This window comes from Acidimicrobiales bacterium, assembly GCA_041394245.1.
Taxonomy (GTDB): Bacteria; Actinomycetota; Acidimicrobiia; order Acidimicrobiales; family Aldehydirespiratoraceae; genus JAJRXC01.
Window position 1 is genome coordinate 190,347 of sequence record JAWKIR010000002.1, and the last position, 15,165, is coordinate 205,511.

The window sequence follows — 15,165 nt, forward strand, 5'->3', positions numbered from 1 at the left end:
CGTCGCCGGCGAATCGACGGCCGCGCTCACGAATGGAAGCATCGACCTCATGGTGCATGTTCCCGGTGACCTCGATGGTGTGACCGCCGAATGGCTGACCGCTGCGCTGTCGGAGGGGCGACCGGAGACGGTCGTGTCGTCGGTGGCGGTCGAACAGGTGATCCACGGTTCGCTGACCAAGGTGCGTCTGGCTGTCGACTACGCGGCGAACCCTCACGGAGTCCCGGCCTCGCTGTATCTGAAGGCGGCGTTCGAGGATCACGGCATCCCCACCTCGGTGCGCTCCGAGGCCGTGTTCTACGCGGTGGGCCAACCCGAGGTCGACGTGGTCACGCCACAGCCCTATGCCGCCGTCCACGACGACGAACACGGGGTCGTGGTGATGGAGGACGTGGTCGACTCCGGCGGGACGATCACCGACCCGAGAGCGCCCTGGTCGGTGGAACTCGTGGCCGACGGCCTGGCCCAGCTCGCGAGCCTCCATGCCCGCTGGTGGGGTGACGGCCGGGTGCCCGGCATCCCCGATTTCGAAGGCTCGAACGCCCTCGGCGCAATCCTCATGGCCGAGGGCTACTGGGAGTCCTGCATCGACGGGCCGACCGGCGTGCACGTGCCGGCGGCGTTCCGCGACCGCGAGCGGAGTCGTCCGATGGTCGAGGAACTGTGGCGCCTCGACACCCAGCGTCCCCTGGCCTTCTGCCATGGCGACGCCCACCTCGGCAACACGTTCGTCACCGCCGATGGGGGAGCGGCGTTCCTCGACTGGGGCGGGGTCAAGGCCGGCCACTGGGCCCGCGAAGTCTGCTACTTCCTGGCCGGCGCGCTCAGCCCCGACGATCGCCGCGCCCACGAGGTCGCCCTGCTCGAGGGCTACCTGGCCGGGCTCGGGGCCCACGGCGTCGCCGACCCGCCGGGCTGGGACGACGCATGGCTCACCTATCGGCGCCACTTCCTCCACGGCCTGCTCTGGTTCCTGTGTCCGACCCAGATGCAGCCCGTCGACATCATCAACGCCAACGTCGAACGGTTCGCTCTCGCCTGCACCGACCACGACGTCGCCACGCTCTTCTGACGGGTACGGTGCCCGCAGGCCCGGGTGGCGGAATCGGCAGACGCAGGGGGCTTAAACCCCCCGGCACCCTCGGGTGCGTGTGAGTTCAAGTCTCACCCCGGGCACCGTTCTGAACAGGTATATCGTGCCGTTCTTGGTTGATCGAGCTTCCTTCGATTCTGGGTTCAGACCGGAGCGCCACGGGAAGGGCTGGCGCTATCGAGTCGAGCTGCCCCGAGCCGAGACCGGGCGGCGTCGCTACTCGACCAAGGCCGGCTTCGGCACGGAGGGCGACGCCCGTCGTGCGCTCAACCGAGTGCTGGTCGACATCGACGACGGTGTCCACGTCGATCGCAACGATGTCACTGTCGGCGAGTACCTCGACGAGTGGCTTGATCGAGCAGCGGTCGACCTGCGAGCAACGACGATGGTCGGCTACCGGCGCTCGGCCGGTCTGATCGCGGAAGAGATCGGAGGCGTGCGCCTGCAGCGCCTGACGCCGCTGGCGGTCGAGAAGGCCTACGTGCGACTGATCGACGAGGGGCGGGCCCGCAAGACGGCCCGCAACGCGCATGGGGTTCTGCGCCGAGCGCTGGGCGATGCCGAGCGTCTCGGGCTGGTGAACCGCAACGCGGCGGCTGCCGCCAAGGCGCCGTCCGACGTCAAAGCCGAGTGGCCGACGTGGACTCCCGATGAGCTGAGTTCGTTCCTGCGGTCGGCGGCCGATGATCCGCTCTACGCCGCGATGGTGCTGTTCGCCACCACCGGTCTGCGCCGCAGCGAGGTGTGTGGGCTCCGGTGGGACAACGTCGACCTCGAGACCGCTGAACTGTTCGTGGTGACGACTCGGACGACGGCCGGCCCGATCGTGATCGATGGAACGACCAAGACCCCGAAGAGCCGACGGCGGGTGTCGCTGGACAAGGCGACGGTTGGCGTTCTCCGAGCCCACAAGACCGAGCAGACGAACGTCCGCCTGGCGCTGGGGCCAGTCTGGGTTGGTGACGGCCACGTGTTCACGCTTGACGACGGGCGGCCGCTACACCCCGATCAGTTGAGCAAGACGTTCCGCCGGCTCGCCGACCGCTGCGACCTTCCTCGGATCCGGCTGCACGACCTGCGCCACACCTACGCCACGATCGGCCTCCGGGCGGGCGTGCACCCCAAGGTGATGTCCGAACGCCTCGTCCACGCCACTGTCGGCGTGACGCTCGACCTCTACTCCCACGTCGCCCCAGCACTCGATCGCGACGCCGCCGAGGAGGTTGCCTCGTTGCTTGACTACGCGGCTCCCGAGTCCGCCGATGGCCGGTCCACGACCGGCGACAGCGTTTGATCGATCGACGATCTCGCCCCAGACGTCAGCCTCGCGGCGAGGAAGAGTCCGGCCGATCCCAGGAGCCCGAGGACGAGCCACCACATCGGTGCCTGCATCAGTTCATTGCAGTGAACCGAGTCGGCCCAATCCGCACCCGCGTTCGTGAAGGCCGGCAGTGAATCCGGCAAGTTCAAGGGCGGTCCGCAGATGATGTAGCCGCGCGAGGCCTCCCTCGGAATGAGGCCGAGACCGATCGTCACGGCGGCGACCGCCAGGCCTGCCGAGGCCAGCCGGCCCGCAGCGGACGCCCATGGACGACTTCCGGCAGGGCTGGCCCATCGATAGGCGACAACTGCAGCGATGGCCATCAGCGCAGCCACGAGGCCAGCGCGTCCCATCCTCGACATCTCATACAAGCCTTCGTGGTCGGCAAGAATCGACATCAACGTCACGGCCGACATCGTCGCACGCAGCTGGGCTCCCTGCCGAGCGGCTTCGGCGAACGGACTGGCTGGACCTCACCTTCGACCGCTGGCCCGGGTCTGTCGGATTTTCTGTGGTGGGGCTCATGCGGTCATCGCACTGATCTGGGCGATGCGGTCGCCGTATGCACGGTGAGCCTGTTCAAGATGGCCTTCCAGCCGTTGATCCTGCCGGTCATGTTCTCACGGTGCTTCGTCGTAGTGGCGACGAGGTAGAGGACCTTCATCGCGGCTTGCTCGGTCGGGGAGGGAAACACGGAGGTCGGCACTTGGCGATGGAGGCGCTGTGTCGGCGGGGTGTTCCGGGCGCTCGCGTGCTCCAGATGTGTCTCGGCGCTTTCCTGGCGGGCAGTAGATGCTGGGGCCGGCAGCCACGGCTGGGTGCTGACGGCCGCAGGGAGCTGGCAGAAGCTGGAGCGGGCTGGCGCTGCGGTGAGCGCTGCTGTCATCTGTAGCGGAGTCTCCAGTCCGATATGCGCCGATCAGGGGCGCGTCGCTGCCCTCGGCTGTTTCGTCGATCTGGGCGGCTCCGTTCTCTTAGGAATCGAGTTCCGACAGCCAGCGCTCGACAGCGCCGCGGTCGGTGAGCACGACGAGGTCGGCTTCAGGAGCGATATCGCTGACAGCCTGGAGGATCTTTGACCGGCTCGCCCGTCGCCATCGCAGAGTCCAGGCCCAGAAGTCTCTGCGTTCGCGCCCGCGTCGCCATGCCCGCCAGACACAGAGCCAAAGCGGCAGATCGAGCACGACCACGGTGTCGGCGCGTCGAAGGCGAGGTTCGAGAACGTCGTAGGGTCCGAGGTCTCCATCCATGACCCAGCGACGCTCCGCGGCCAGAGACGCTTGCCGCTCGACCCAGGCCTCAGCTGTCAACGGCTCGAGGCTGTCGCTCCAGAACAGCTTGTCGAGCTCGATGACCTCGGCACCGATTCTCGCCCCGAGGGCACGTGCGAACACCGACTTCCCCGCACCACCGCGGCCAAACACCAATATCCGATCCATCCTGACCAGTGTGGTCCGCGCCGATGACCCCGGCGTTCAGGAGCGGCCAGCCGAGCGCGCGAGGTGCCGATGAGGAGCGGGGATCCCCACGTTGTGCTCAATCCGATATGGGCGACCTCGGTCGGCGACTCGTCGGCCCGCTCGGTGGGTGACTTTCAGGAGATCACTCGTTGCAGCGTCTCGCGCAGGGCGACCTCGCGTGGGTCGGTCGGCAGCCCGTACCCGTTGCGGTTCATGACGTATGCGTACCCAACTCCAGAGTCGGCATCGGCGTAGGCGAACGAGCCGCCTGACCCGGTGTGGCCGAATGCCCTGTCGGATGACCCGAAGGGGAGGATGGGGAACGGCTTCATGAAGCCAAATCGGAACGCGGATTCAATCCCGAAGACCAGATCGGGTTCCGGTCGTTGGGGGCGCTCGAGTTCGGCGATCGTTTCGGGGTCTAGCCCGAGCCTGGAACCGCCGGTTGCGAGGTCGCCGTACACGGTTGCCAGCGCCCGAGCGGTGCCTGTCCCGTTCACCGACGGCAATTCGATCTCGAGCAGACCTGGCTTGTTGATATCGGGCAACTTGGTCAGCGCTCGTGGATTCGTGAACGCCTTGAAGGTCATGCTTCGCGGGTTCATCATCCGTCGCAGAACAGCGAACGGAACCTCTCGAAAGTGCAACGCCATGCCAGCCTTGCTGCCGCCGACGAACGTAGCGACACGTTCACGGGGTAGCCACGACGGCAAGCCGATGTAGAACTCGATGCCCAGCGGGGTGGCGACTTCGTCAGCGAAGTAGCGGCCGATGGTTCGACGATCGGGGTCGACCCGACGGAGCAGTTGGCTTTCGTACCAGCCGAGTGACTGCGCGTGGTAGCCGTGCGCCGAACCCGGCGACCAAGACGGCCTCTGTGCTGCGAGCACGGCGCTGAGAGCGTCGGGATCACCGACGGTCTCCAGGTCGAGCGGCTGGTCGATGACCGCGAGTCCGGCCTCGTGTTCAAGGAGCTGGCGCACCGTGATGGTCTCCTTGTCGGACTGCGCGAACTCGGGCCAGTAGCTGGCGACGGGAGCTTCGAGGTCGAAGAGCCCGCGGCTGTGAGCGACCGCCATCGCGGTGGCAGACATGCCCTTGGTGGTCGACCAGACCGTGACCAGCGTGTCCCGCTGCCACTGCTTCGTGCGCTTCTTGTCCCGGTATCCGCCCCAGAGGTCGACCACGAGCTCGCCGTCACGGACAATCGCGCAGGCTGCGCCCAACTCCTTGCGCTCGACGAAGTTCCGCCTGAACTCGTCAGCAACAGCGCCATAGCCGTCCTCGACATCACCGTGCACCTCGATGGTCATGACATGAAGGCTACGACTCCATGGAATGGGCCACTTCTCGAGCGGCCTCGTGCCCGATCGGACCGCCCAGCCGCTCAGAACACATTGGCGGTCGGAGTCCCGAACCAACGCGCTATCCGGCATTCAGCGTGGGCGAAGTCGCGGAATCCGACCTACATATCGGCGGCTCTCAACCGGAGTCTTCGTCCTCTGGCTAGGCGACTTCGATGTCGATGCCCAGCAGTACGACCGTGTCGTCGGCGACGAGTTGGCCGATGATGACGGCGGTCGCGACGAGGGTCCCGGTCGTGATGAGGACGCGATAGTCGTCTCGACCTGGGTAGGCGACGGCGAGCGTGTCGAAGTCCTCGGCGAAGCGGTCGACGATCGAGGGAAGATCCATGACCAAGAGGTCGGTGCTAGACGGCTCGCCGTTGGGTCCGCGGTCTGGTCCGAGCTGGGCGTCGAGGTCGTCGAAGAAGCTGGCGTCGACGCGGACGTGGCGGCGGGTCACGGTTGGGCCGGTTGGGTGCCCTCGTTGGATGCGATGTGCGCTTGGATCTTTCGCCGTGCGCGCTCGAGGAGGTCAGGGGAGACCTTCGTGAGGTCGGTCTCGAACCCCGCCCGCACGATCGCGTCGCGCTCATTGGGGCTCATCTGCTCGAGCTCGGCGGCGCTCCAGATCTTGCGTTCGGCCACGAACCGACCGTACCAGGCGGGTACTACGGCCCGACGCCAACGCCGGCAGCGCGAAGTAGTCGCCAAATAGTCGCGAACCGCTCGGATCCAGGCGGATCGCAGCGCAGCCGGTGGACCCGGCAACGCGCTGACCAGCACGTTTAGGACCAGCTCGTACCAGGCGGACGGTCCTCGGCCTGCCTAAACCCCCCGGCACCCTCGGGTGCGTGTGAGTTCAAATCTCACCCCGGGCACCGCTCTGAACAGTTGATACTGAACGGCATCGCTGGGGTTCCGACGATGCGGAGAGCGTCGCCCTGGTTCGCACCGGCAGCTCGGGTCGCCGGCCAGTCAGCAGCGGCCTCTACTCTTGGCGGCGATGACCTCGGTGCCGCGTTCGTCCTCCTCGCACCCCGCGACCTGGAAGTTCGGCTTCCCGATCTACCATGCCGAGTCGCGGGCGCAATGGCGGGCCTGGCTCGCGGGGAACCACGCCACGGCGCCCGGAGTCTGGCTGTGCTCGTGGAGGACGGTCACCGGCAGACCCGCGTGCCCGTATCCCGAGGTGGTCGAAGAGGCGATCTGCTTCGGCTGGATCGACTCGACCGTGAATCTCTTCGACGACGAGCGAGGACTGCAGCTCGTCACGCCTCGGAAACCGAAGAGCTCCTGGACCCGGCTGAACCGCCGGCGGGTGACGGAGATGGAGGCGGCCGGGCTGATGACCGACGCGGGTCGTCGCGCCGTCGACGCCGCGAAGGCCAACGGCTGGTGGACCATCCTCGATCCCGTGGAGGACCTCATCGAACCCGACGACCTGTCCGCTCGGCTCGATGCCGACCCCGCGGCGCGCCGCGCCTGGGACGCCTTCCCTCCGACCGCTCGCAAGGCGATGCTCTGGTGGGTGATCAGCGCGGTCAAGCCCGACACCAGGGAGCGACGGGTCGAGACGATCGTGGCCAAGGCTGCCAAAGGCGAACGGGCCCAGGGGTGAAGCCGACGGCGACGCGCATGGTGAGTGAGCTACCAGCGCGACCGACGGAACACCGACGGCTCCCCAGGGAGCCATCGTGAGCGCGCCGGCACCGCGCCGCGTCGAGTCGAACACCTCCGATGGCCGGGCGGTCAGCCCGTGGCGGTCGATGCCGCGTTGGTGGTGCCGAGGTCTTCCTCGCTCGGCGTGAACAGGTCCTCGATGGGGGAGGAGAAGACCCGGGCCAGACGGAAGGCCAGGGGCAGGCTGGGGTCGTAGCGACCCTTCTCGAGTGCGTTGACCGTCTGCCGGCTCACGCCGAGCAGGTCGGCGAGGTGGGCCTGGCTCCATCCGTTGATCGCCCGGCGTTCCCTCAGCCGGTTCTCCATCAGCGGATCCCCCGAACGAGCAGTGTCAGACCCCACGTCGTCATGCCGGCACCGAAGACCAGCCACCCGCCCCAGGCCCAGGTCGAACCGATACCTCCGAGAAACCCGAGCGCCATCGCGGTGATCATCGCCGCACCGAAGCCGAGGGCCATGCACTCGAGCATCACGATGCGGCCGTATTCGTCGGCCCGCTGGACGGCGCGGTAGAGGGCGACGGCGACGCCGATCATCGGCAGCACCGGGAGCAGCACCCAGAGCCGCGCTCCCGTGGTGTTCTCGTCGACGGTGATCTCGACAATCGCCTGCAGGATGCCGAAGAGCGCGATGGCCGGGAGGAACTCCCGGAGGTAGCTGTCGCGCTGGTGCTTGTCGGCCGTGCTCAACCTCGGACCGCGGCTTCCCGAGGCGGCGTTCGTCGTGTCGTTCGTGTGCTTCATGACCAGGAAAGTAAAGGTCGCTTGTCTATATGTCAAGGATACTTTCCGTAAAGCGAACTTGACGTTGTCTGGGTGGCGGGGGACCCACCACCCACATCCACCGCGATGTGGGCGCATCGCAGAGGTCTCGGCACCGGGTTAGTTTCGGGCCCATGAGCGATTTCGACCTTCCGACGATCCCCTCCGCGGACTCTTCCCTGCCCGGCGAACTCGAACTCGGGGCGTTCTCGATCTCGTTGTCCGTCGCTGATCTCGACCGTTCGCGCCGCTTCTACGAGCAGCTCGGCTTCGTCGTCTCGGGAGGTGACCCCGAGGCCGACTATCTGATCCTCAAGAACGGTGAAACCACGATCGGGCTGTTCCACGGGATGTTCGAGGGCAACATCTTGACCTTCAATCCCGGCCTCACGAACCGGATGGAACGCATCGAGGCGTTCACCGACGTCCGCGAGATCCAGCGAACGCTGGACGCGGCGAACACCGCGCTCACGAGCCGGGTGGATCCGGAGTCCACCGAGGGTGCGGCGTCGATCACGCTGGTCGACCCCGACGGCAATGCCATCCTGATCGACCAGTTCTTCTGAATCGTCCGGCCGAACTCACGCAGAGGTGGAGGCGAACTTCCGGGTCGACAATGCGGCGAAGACGACGGTGATCCCGACGGAGTACGCGAGCGCGTACCAGAGGTCGTTGCCGACCGGGTTGCCGTTGTAGAGCGCCCGGGAGGCGTTGGTCACCACCGTGAACGGGTTGGCGTCGGCGAAGACCTGCAGGGGACGGGGGAGCGTGTCGGTCGCAACGAACGCCGACGACACGAACGTGACCGGGAACATCCAGATGAACCCGCCCGAGTTGGCCGCCTCCACGGACTTCACCGACAGACCGATCAGGGCCTGAACCCAGCTCAGCGCGTAGCTGAAGGCCAGAAGGATCGCAGTCGCGGCCATGGCGCCCACGAACGACCCCTCGAACCGGAAGCCGATGAGGAACGCCACGATCAGCATGATCACGAACGTGAAGACGTTTCTGGCGAGGTCCGACAGGGTGCGGCCGATGAGCACCGACGACTGCGAGATCGGGAGCGACCGCAGACGATCGATGAACCCCTTGGTGAGGTCCTCCGCGAGCCCGATCGACGTGAACGCCGACCCGAACACGACGGTCTGGGCGAAGATCCCCGGCATCAGGTACTGGTAGTAGTTCCGGTAGCCGGGCACCTCGATCGAGCCGCCGAACACGTAGGCGAACAAGAGCACGAACATGATCGGCTGCACCGACGCGAAGATCAGCAGCTCGATGTTGCGGGGGATCACCCGCAGGTGGCGGCCCGCTTCGGTCAGAGCGTCCTGCAGCCCGGAGCGAATCCCCTTGGGCTGGACGAAGTCGGCAGACGTCACGACTCGACCTCCTCGGTCTCGGCTGCGTGGCCGGTGAGCGTCAGGAACACATCATCGAGGGTCGGCCGGCGGACCTCGATGTCGACGATGCTCGCGCCGGCCGCGTCGAGCGCCCGGATCGCGTCGGGAATGACCCCGCCGCCGGTGGGGATCGGCGCCGTGATGGTCAGCGGCGAGTCGGGGTCGACATCGACGCGGCCGGTCGCCAACGGCGCGAGCGCGGCCTGCGCCCGTTCGACGTTGGCCTGGTTCGCGATCGAGACCCGGATGCGGTCGCCGCCGATCTGGTCCTTGAGCTCGTCGGCGGTGCCCTCGGCGATCTTGCGGCCGCGGTCGATCACCACGATCGAGTCGGCGAGAAGATCCGCTTCCTCGAGGTACTGGGTCGTCAACAGCACGGTGGTGCCCTCCGACTCGAGCGCCTCGATGAGCGACCACATCGCCAGACGGGACCGCGGGTCGAGCCCGGTGGTCGGCTCGTCGAGGAACAGCACCGACGGTCGAGCCACGAGACTCATGGCGATGTCGAGCCGACGACGCATGCCGCCCGAGTAGGTGTTGGCCACCCGGTCGCCGGCCTCGACGAGATCGAACCGCTCGAGCAGCTCGTCGGCACGGGCCGTGCCCGAGGCTCGATTCATGTGGAAGTAGCGACCCATCAGCTCGAGGTTCTCGCGGCCAGTGAGCCGTTCCTCCACTGCGGCGTACTGCCCGGTGAGGCCGATACGCGCTCGGACCTTGGCCGGGTCGGCGACGACATCTATCCCATCGACGAACGCCCGGCCCTCGTCGGGCCGCAGCAGCGTCGTCAGGATCCGAACCGAGGTGGTCTTCCCGGCGCCGTTCGGGCCGAGCAGCCCGAGCACCGTTCCCGCCGGGACCTCCAGATCGAGACCATCGAGCGCCGTGGTCTCCCCGAAACGTTTCGTCAGACCGTCCGCCACCACTGCATGCATCCGGGCGACGGTACCAGTCGCTCCGGACGGTGAGTCCGAATAATCCGCCGCGCCGGGGCACCGTCCTCGACGGGGCGGCAGACTGCAGCATGGCGTTCGGGCAGAGCACGGGACCCTCGGCGTCGGGGCGTCAGGTCAAGGACCTGCTCGAGTTGCTGAACAATGCCGGTCACGCCGACTTCCGCGACGCCCGCGGCCCGATGGGGTTCACGCAACGTCAGGCCGGCGGCAAGTTCACCGCCGACGAAGCGGCCGAGTTCATCGATCAGCTCCAGACCGCGGAATACGAGGCGTCGAAGGCGACGTCCGAGCCGGAGACCGCGCCCACGCCCGAACCAAAGGCCCCGGCGAAGCCTGCCGGGTCGGAGCCGCTGACCGAGAGCGAGCGCGTGTTGCGCACCGCGTCGACGAAGTCGCTGGTACTGGAGGTACGCCGCCGCGGCTGGACGGTGACCAAGCCGAAGTAGCCGCCGCGGCGCCGCTCCGCTCCGGCGGCCGTGGTCAGCCGGTGGAGATCGGGTCGCCCGTGTGCCAGTCGATCAGCTCGCGCCCGGCGAGTCGCTCGGGCAGCGTGACTCCGACACCGTGCAGACAGTCGTTGTCGCTGCGCTCGCCGCGGATCTCGACCATCACGAGCACGCGGTCGGCCCGTTCCGCGACCGACGCCCGGATCTCCCCGTCGATGCATCCGACGCTCACGGCGATGGCGAGGTCGTCGTCGACCTCGGCGCTCAGCGCCGGCACGCTGTGCCACGCACCTTCCGTTTCCCACCAGAACCACGCCAGGGCGATGCCGGTGAGGAGGCACATGCCCACGAGCACGCCGACAGCGGCCTGCGCGCCGGCACCCCCTCGGGGGCGCCCCGCTGCCACGCGCGCTTCGTCGACCACCTCGCGGCGGTAGCGGGGGGTCCACCGACGCGCGGGTCGCCCTCGGTGGCGGCAGAATACGAGAGTGAACAGCGACGAGAACGACGCCACCTTCGACATGGTTGTGGAGATCCCCAAGGGATCGCGCAACAAGTACGAGATCGACCACGAGACCGGGGCTGTGTGGCTCGATCGCCACCTCTTCACCGCGACGACCTACCCGACCGACTACGGCTTCATCCCCGAGACCCTCGGTGAAGACGGCGACCCGCTCGACGTGCTGGTGATGCTGGAGGAGCCGACCTTCCCGGGCTGCCACATCAACGCCCGTGCCATCGGCGTGTTCTGGATGCGTGACGAGGCAGGCCCCGACGCGAAGATCCTCGCCGTCCCGGCGGGCGACCCGCGATGGGACGAGATCGTCACACTCGACGACGTCTCGACTCATCTTCGGGCCGAGATCAGCCACTTCTTCGAGATCTACAAGGCGCTCGAACCCTCGAAGTCGACCGAGGTGGGTGACTGGGCCGGCCTCGATGACGCCATCGCCGAGATCGCGGCGGCGCGTGCTCGTCTGGGCGGCCACGCGTAGACGGACGCGTCGAGGGCGGCGGCGTGGGTGTCGGTCAGGTGTCGTCCGACGTGTCGGGCCGAACCACCAGGACCGGGCACGGGGCCGTGTGCACGACCTCGTCGCTGACCGATGGGGTGATCACCCGCGACAGCCATGAACGATCGCCAGTGCCGATGACGATCAGATCGGCATCGATCTCCGACGCGACCTCCGTGATCTTCTGCGCCGGATCGCCGGCTTCGGTGCGGGCATCACCGTGGGCGATGGCGGCGGCGCGTTCCGCCACCTCTCTGGCGTCGCGGTAGATGCGTTGGCGCTCGCTCCGCAGCAGCGGTAGCGCGACCGCCGGATAGCCGAATCCCGAGGCCGCGACCGGCGCCGCGACCGCGGCGGTAGGGACACTCGATCCGACGTGCAGCGCCACGACGGTCGAATCCGCGGGGAACCATTCGGAGACGACTGCGGCCGCCTCGTAGCTCGGCTGACTGTCGTCGACGGCGAGCAGGATCTTCATGGTGGGTCCCTTCGTCACTCTTCGGTGTGTCTGTGTCTCCACCGATACCCGATCTCTTCGGCCGGCAAACGTCGGGCCGGCCGAGTCAGCGCGATCGACGCCGGCGACGTGCTCTGCGCACCCTGGCTCGGAGGCGGTCGGCCAGCCGCTGGAGCGTCCGTCCGTCGACCACCTTCTCGTGCTCGATCAACTCGATCGCGGCGGCGGCTTCGCCGTCGTCGATCTGGAGGGCGACGAGCTTCCCGGCGCCGATCGCTCGCTGCTGCGGGCCGGGGACCTTGGCCATCCGATCCTCGAGCGCGTCGCGGGCGTCGTCGAGAAGCCCTTCGTCGGCAGTGCCGGGTGCGTCGGCCAGGAGATCGACCAGTTCCGCGGCCGCTGCCGGCCGCAGGACCACCTTCGATGCCCGGGAGGCGCCGGTTCCCGTGTCGGAGTCGTGTTCTGTTGCCATGTCGGGTCCCTACCCGAACGATCCGTGACCGAAACGTCAGCCGACGATTCGCCAGATCTCGGCGCCGAACATGCCGATCGACGCGATGATGCCGACCACCGGGACCCAGCCGGGGACGGTGAACGTCGACGTCGGCCCGTCCTTGCGCTTGATGCGGATGAGCGACGCATTGACGCTCACGAACACGGCCATCGTGACCGCCGAGGTGAGGCGGGCGAGCGATCCGATGTCGAGGCTGAGGGTGAGGACGGCCACGATCGCGGCCGCGCCGAGCGTGGCCCGCACCGGCGTGTTGGTGCGAGGCGACACCGCACCGATCGCCGCCGGCACGAGCCCGAGCCGGCTCAACCCGTAGACGACACGGGGCACCATCACGAGCTGGACGAGCGCCCCGTTGACCATCGCGAGTGCGGCGATGAACGCCATCACGTCGGGGTTGCCGCCCGCCTCCTCGTAGATCAGCGCCAGCGGCGCGTCGGACCGACTCAGCAGCTCGGGCGACACCTGCAACACCGAGATCGCCGCCACCGTCACATAGAGCAACGTGGTGACCCCGAGCGTGATCAGCACGGCCCTCGGAAGATTGACCCCCGCGTTGTCGGTCTCCTCGGCGACCGAGTCGATGTCCTCGAAGCCGAGGAACGCGAAGAAGGCCAGGAACGCCCCGCCCAGCACGCCCGACCACCCGCTGAAGCTCGTGGGCGGCCCCACGAGCTCGCCGGCGTGCGAGAAGACGTCGCCGAAGCTGTCGCGCCCCGCCCACAGCACGAGGAGCAGCCCACCGATCTCGATGACGGTGAAGGTGGCCGCCGCGGTCACCGATTCCTTGGCGCCGATCACGGCCACCCCGGTCAGCGCCACGATCAGGGCCACGCTGAGCAGCCACTTCGGCCCGTCGGTCAGCTCGGCGACGTAGCCGGCGAAGGCGTCGGTGACCGCCGCCGCGGCGACGAGCCCGGCGACGAGCACGCCGCCGCCGACCGCGGCAGTCAGCGGGCGGCGGCCGAACGCCTGGTCGACGAAGACCGCTTCGCCGGCCGCCTTCGGAAGACGCCCGGCCAGCTCGGCGAAACCGATCGCCGTCGTGCCGGCCAGCAGCGCCGACACGATGAACGAGAGCGGAGCCCGCATCCCGGCCGAGCCGGACACCTCACCCATCAGCGCATAGATGCCCGCGCCGACGGTGGTGCCCAGCCCGTAGAGGACGAGCATCGGGAGGGAGACCTCACGCTGAAGGCCGGCGGGTGCCGACATGCGATCTGGCACCGGGGCCGCCTATCGCCGGTCTTCGATGGCGGCCAGGGCCGACTCCCTGATCTTGTCGACGGGTGCCCCGGTGTCGACCGGGATCGCCTCGGGCCAGTGCTCGCGGCGCGCCGCCATGTAGTCGACGAGATCCGGGGTCGCATCGGAGGGGTTGTCCGGATTGGCGAGACGCCGGGCGATGCGTTCCTTCGCGATCGCCGGGTCGAGAACGCACTCGACCTCGACGAGCTCGGCGCCGGTCCGCCTCGCCATCAGCCGGGCCTCCTCGCGGTCGGCGTTGCTCGACCATGTCGCGTCGAGCACGACACCGGTGCCGCCCGAGAGGAGGAGCTCCGCTTCGCGCATGAGCTCGACATAGGTGGCACGCTTCGTCGCCGGGTCGTAGATGCCCTCGCCCGGATCGGCGAAACGGTGCTCGTCGTGGGGCGCAGCAGCGACGTCCTTGCGCACCTCGTCCGACGCCAGCACGGGGTAGCCGTAGTGTGCACCGAGGTTCTGCGCCAGCGTCGACTTGCCGACCCCCGGACCACCGCCGACGACGATGACGCGCAGGCGCGCCCGTTGGAGATGGTTGTAGGCGAGGTCGTGGTAGCGCCGGGCCATCAACGCGCTGCGCTCGTCGCCCTGGGCGAAACGGATGCAGGCGACCTTGGCCCTGACATGGGCCCGATACGCCACATAGTGGTGGGCGAGCGACGACGGGTGGCGTTCGTTGCTGAACTCCTGGTACCAGCGCATGAGCTGCTCGGCCGCCTGCCAGCCCGCAAGACGGTGGACGTCCATGATGAGGAAGCCGATGTCGGAGAGCACGTCGACGATCCGCCACCGGTCGTTGAAGGCGAGGCAGTCGATGAGTCGAGGGCCGTCGTCGAGACAGAAGATGTCGTCGGCGGTGAGGTCGCCGTGGACGTCTCGCACGTACCCGCCCGCGATCCGGTCGTCGAGCAGTCCCTCACGACCGGTGAGGTAGCGCCCGACGAGCGACTCGACCTGCTCGAACTGGTGCGGGTCGATGACGGTGCCGACGTGCGGGCGCATGGCGTCGAAGTTGTCACGCCAGTTCTCGACCAGTGCGGCGTGCCCGGCCATCGGCGCGTCGAGCACCGGTTCGCGTCGGGAGTGCAGGACCGCCACGGCCTTGGCCACCGCGCGGAGCTGGTCGCCGAAATCGGGATGGTTCACGATCGCCGACAGCCGGCGGTCGTCGGGCAGCCGACGCATGATCAGCATGGCGTCGGTGACCTCCCCGTTCTCCACGATGTCGGCCGTTCCGAGGTACACGTCGGGCGAGATCTCGTGGTTGAGCTCGTACTCACGACGGATCGACTCGAGCCGCTGCGCACGGTCGCGGTGATCGATGAAGGGCATCGCCACCGGCTTCAGGAGCTTGTAGGCCCGATCATCGGTGAAGAACACCCAGGAGATGTGGGTCTCGGCTATCGAGGGCGGCCCAGCGGTGTCGGTCACGGATCCATCCTTGCGATCGGGACCTCC

General features: G+C 67.9%; 20 protein-coding genes and 1 tRNA gene. 7 read left to right on the forward strand and 14 right to left on the reverse strand.

The window, feature by feature from the left end:
- The first annotated feature begins 49 nt into the window (after positions 1 to 49).
- From R2707_01040 to R2707_01050, 3 genes are all read left to right on the forward strand, one after another.
- Complete coding sequence (locus R2707_01040; protein ID MEZ5243654.1) at positions 50 to 1,072, forward strand: phosphotransferase; 1,023 nt, start codon at positions 50 to 52, stop codon at positions 1,070 to 1,072.
- 18 nt (positions 1,073 to 1,090) lie between these two features.
- Positions 1,091 to 1,176: transfer RNA gene (locus R2707_01045), tRNA-Leu, on the forward strand.
- A gap of 29 nt (positions 1,177 to 1,205) precedes the next feature.
- Entirely contained in the window at positions 1,206 to 2,387 is a 1,182-nt protein-coding gene (locus R2707_01050; protein MEZ5243655.1) for a tyrosine-type recombinase/integrase, read from the forward strand.
- Here the strand turns inward: R2707_01050 and R2707_01055 are convergent.
- The 5 genes from R2707_01055 to R2707_01075 all read right to left on the reverse strand — a co-directional run bounded on the left by R2707_01055 (position 2,333) and on the right by R2707_01075 (position 5,865).
- Positions 2,333 to 2,821 carry a hypothetical protein gene (locus tag R2707_01055; GenBank protein MEZ5243656.1) on the reverse strand — a complete coding sequence of 163 codons (489 nt, stop codon included), beginning with the start codon at positions 2,819 to 2,821 and terminating at the stop codon, positions 2,333 to 2,335. The genes R2707_01050 and R2707_01055 overlap by 55 nt on opposite strands.
- Before the next feature lie 567 nt (positions 2,822 to 3,388).
- The gene (locus R2707_01060) at positions 3,389 to 3,808 is read right to left on the reverse strand and encodes a hypothetical protein (protein MEZ5243657.1); all 420 of its coding nucleotides are present in this window, start codon (positions 3,806 to 3,808) and stop codon (positions 3,389 to 3,391) included.
- A 200-nt stretch (positions 3,809 to 4,008) separates the two neighbouring features.
- Positions 4,009 to 5,187, reverse strand: a complete 1,179-nt coding sequence (locus tag R2707_01065) for a serine hydrolase domain-containing protein (protein ID MEZ5243658.1) — start codon at positions 5,185 to 5,187, stop codon at positions 4,009 to 4,011.
- A 193-nt stretch (positions 5,188 to 5,380) separates the two neighbouring features.
- Complete coding sequence (locus tag R2707_01070; GenBank protein MEZ5243659.1) at positions 5,381 to 5,680, reverse strand: hypothetical protein; 300 nt, start codon at positions 5,678 to 5,680, stop codon at positions 5,381 to 5,383.
- On the reverse strand, positions 5,677 to 5,865 hold the full coding sequence (locus R2707_01075; protein ID MEZ5243660.1) for a hypothetical protein: 189 nt from the start codon (positions 5,863 to 5,865) through the stop codon (positions 5,677 to 5,679). The genes R2707_01070 and R2707_01075 overlap by 4 nt, the downstream gene beginning before the upstream one ends.
- A 358-nt stretch (positions 5,866 to 6,223) precedes the next feature.
- Between R2707_01075 and R2707_01080 the strand changes: the two genes are divergently transcribed.
- Positions 6,224 to 6,838, forward strand: a complete 615-nt coding sequence (locus tag R2707_01080; GenBank protein ID MEZ5243661.1) for a YdeI/OmpD-associated family protein — start codon at positions 6,224 to 6,226, stop codon at positions 6,836 to 6,838.
- 131 nt (positions 6,839 to 6,969) lie between these two features.
- Here the strand turns inward: R2707_01080 and R2707_01085 are convergent, their stop codons facing one another.
- Together R2707_01085 and R2707_01090 are read right to left on the reverse strand one after the other, a co-directional pair.
- Positions 6,970 to 7,206, reverse strand: a complete 237-nt coding sequence (locus R2707_01085; protein MEZ5243662.1) for a helix-turn-helix transcriptional regulator — start codon at positions 7,204 to 7,206, stop codon at positions 6,970 to 6,972.
- Complete coding sequence (locus R2707_01090) at positions 7,206 to 7,643, reverse strand: hypothetical protein (GenBank protein ID MEZ5243663.1); 438 nt, start codon at positions 7,641 to 7,643, stop codon at positions 7,206 to 7,208. The genes R2707_01085 and R2707_01090 overlap by 1 nt, the downstream gene beginning before the upstream one ends.
- A 152-nt stretch (positions 7,644 to 7,795) precedes the next feature.
- Here R2707_01090 and R2707_01095 point away from each other — a divergent pair, with 152 nt between their 5' ends.
- Entirely contained in the window at positions 7,796 to 8,227 is a 432-nt protein-coding gene (locus R2707_01095; GenBank protein ID MEZ5243664.1) for a VOC family protein, read from the forward strand.
- A 15-nt stretch (positions 8,228 to 8,242) separates the two neighbouring features.
- Here the strand turns inward: R2707_01095 and R2707_01100 are convergent, their stop codons facing one another.
- Positions 8,243 to 9,040 carry an ABC transporter permease gene (locus tag R2707_01100; GenBank protein MEZ5243665.1) on the reverse strand — a complete coding sequence of 266 codons (798 nt, stop codon included), beginning with the start codon at positions 9,038 to 9,040 and terminating at the stop codon, positions 8,243 to 8,245.
- A complete protein-coding gene (locus R2707_01105; protein ID MEZ5243666.1) occupies positions 9,037 to 9,996 on the reverse strand; it encodes an ATP-binding cassette domain-containing protein in 960 nt (319 codons plus the stop codon). Before R2707_01105 ends, R2707_01100 begins: the two co-directional genes overlap by 4 nt.
- A gap of 89 nt (positions 9,997 to 10,085) precedes the next feature.
- Between R2707_01105 and R2707_01110 the strand changes: the two genes are divergently transcribed.
- Complete coding sequence (locus tag R2707_01110; GenBank protein ID MEZ5243667.1) at positions 10,086 to 10,463, forward strand: hypothetical protein; 378 nt, start codon at positions 10,086 to 10,088, stop codon at positions 10,461 to 10,463.
- Positions 10,464 to 10,497: 34 nt separating this feature from the next.
- On the opposite strand, the gene R2707_01115 is transcribed toward R2707_01110, so the two are convergent.
- Complete coding sequence (locus R2707_01115; protein MEZ5243668.1) at positions 10,498 to 10,887, reverse strand: hypothetical protein; 390 nt, start codon at positions 10,885 to 10,887, stop codon at positions 10,498 to 10,500.
- A 97-nt stretch (positions 10,888 to 10,984) separates the two neighbouring features.
- Here R2707_01115 and R2707_01120 point away from each other — a divergent pair, with 97 nt between their 5' ends.
- Positions 10,985 to 11,458: an inorganic diphosphatase gene (locus R2707_01120; GenBank protein ID MEZ5243669.1), complete on the forward strand. Its 474-nt coding sequence runs from the start codon at positions 10,985 to 10,987 to the stop codon at positions 11,456 to 11,458.
- A 34-nt stretch (positions 11,459 to 11,492) separates the two neighbouring features.
- Here R2707_01120 and R2707_01125 read toward each other — a convergent pair whose 3' ends face one another.
- The 4 genes from R2707_01125 to R2707_01140 all read right to left on the reverse strand — a co-directional run bounded on the left by R2707_01125 (position 11,493) and on the right by R2707_01140 (position 15,138).
- Positions 11,493 to 11,954: a universal stress protein gene (locus tag R2707_01125; protein ID MEZ5243670.1), complete on the reverse strand. Its 462-nt coding sequence runs from the start codon at positions 11,952 to 11,954 to the stop codon at positions 11,493 to 11,495.
- 85 nt (positions 11,955 to 12,039) lie between these two features.
- Positions 12,040 to 12,405 carry a hypothetical protein gene (locus R2707_01130; protein MEZ5243671.1) on the reverse strand — a complete coding sequence of 122 codons (366 nt, stop codon included), beginning with the start codon at positions 12,403 to 12,405 and terminating at the stop codon, positions 12,040 to 12,042.
- A gap of 36 nt (positions 12,406 to 12,441) precedes the next feature.
- The gene (locus R2707_01135) at positions 12,442 to 13,671 is read right to left on the reverse strand and encodes an APC family permease (protein MEZ5243672.1); all 1,230 of its coding nucleotides are present in this window, start codon (positions 13,669 to 13,671) and stop codon (positions 12,442 to 12,444) included.
- A 9-nt stretch (positions 13,672 to 13,680) separates the two neighbouring features.
- Positions 13,681 to 15,138 (reverse strand): AAA family ATPase, encoded by a 1,458-nt coding sequence (locus tag R2707_01140; GenBank protein MEZ5243673.1) that lies wholly within the window; start codon positions 15,136 to 15,138, stop codon positions 13,681 to 13,683.
- Between the last annotated feature and the right edge of the window lie 27 nt (positions 15,139 to 15,165).

Bases quoted from the DNA above. Each gene is read 5' to 3' on its own strand.
- R2707_01080 (MEZ5243661.1), top strand. From the start codon at position 6,224: ATGACCTCGGTGCCGCGTTCGTCCTCCTCGCACCCCGCGACCTGGAAG.
- R2707_01110 (MEZ5243667.1), top strand. From the start codon at position 10,086: ATGGCGTTCGGGCAGAGCACGGGACCCTCGGCGTCGGGGCGTCAGGTC.
- R2707_01125 (MEZ5243670.1), bottom strand. From the start codon at position 11,954: ATGAAGATCCTGCTCGCCGTCGACGACAGTCAGCCGAGCTACGAGGCG.
- R2707_01065 (MEZ5243658.1), bottom strand. From the start codon at position 5,187: ATGACCATCGAGGTGCACGGTGATGTCGAGGACGGCTATGGCGCTGTT.
- R2707_01105 (MEZ5243666.1), bottom strand. From the start codon at position 9,996: ATGCATGCAGTGGTGGCGGACGGTCTGACGAAACGTTTCGGGGAGACC.
- R2707_01090 (MEZ5243663.1), bottom strand. From the start codon at position 7,643: ATGAAGCACACGAACGACACGACGAACGCCGCCTCGGGAAGCCGCGGT.
- R2707_01040 (MEZ5243654.1), top strand. From the start codon at position 50: ATGGTGCATGTTCCCGGTGACCTCGATGGTGTGACCGCCGAATGGCTG.
- R2707_01095 (MEZ5243664.1), top strand. From the start codon at position 7,796: ATGAGCGATTTCGACCTTCCGACGATCCCCTCCGCGGACTCTTCCCTG.
- R2707_01085 (MEZ5243662.1), bottom strand. From the start codon at position 7,206: ATGGAGAACCGGCTGAGGGAACGCCGGGCGATCAACGGATGGAGCCAG.
- R2707_01120 (MEZ5243669.1), top strand. From the start codon at position 10,985: ATGGTTGTGGAGATCCCCAAGGGATCGCGCAACAAGTACGAGATCGAC.
- R2707_01130 (MEZ5243671.1), bottom strand. From the start codon at position 12,405: ATGGCAACAGAACACGACTCCGACACGGGAACCGGCGCCTCCCGGGCA.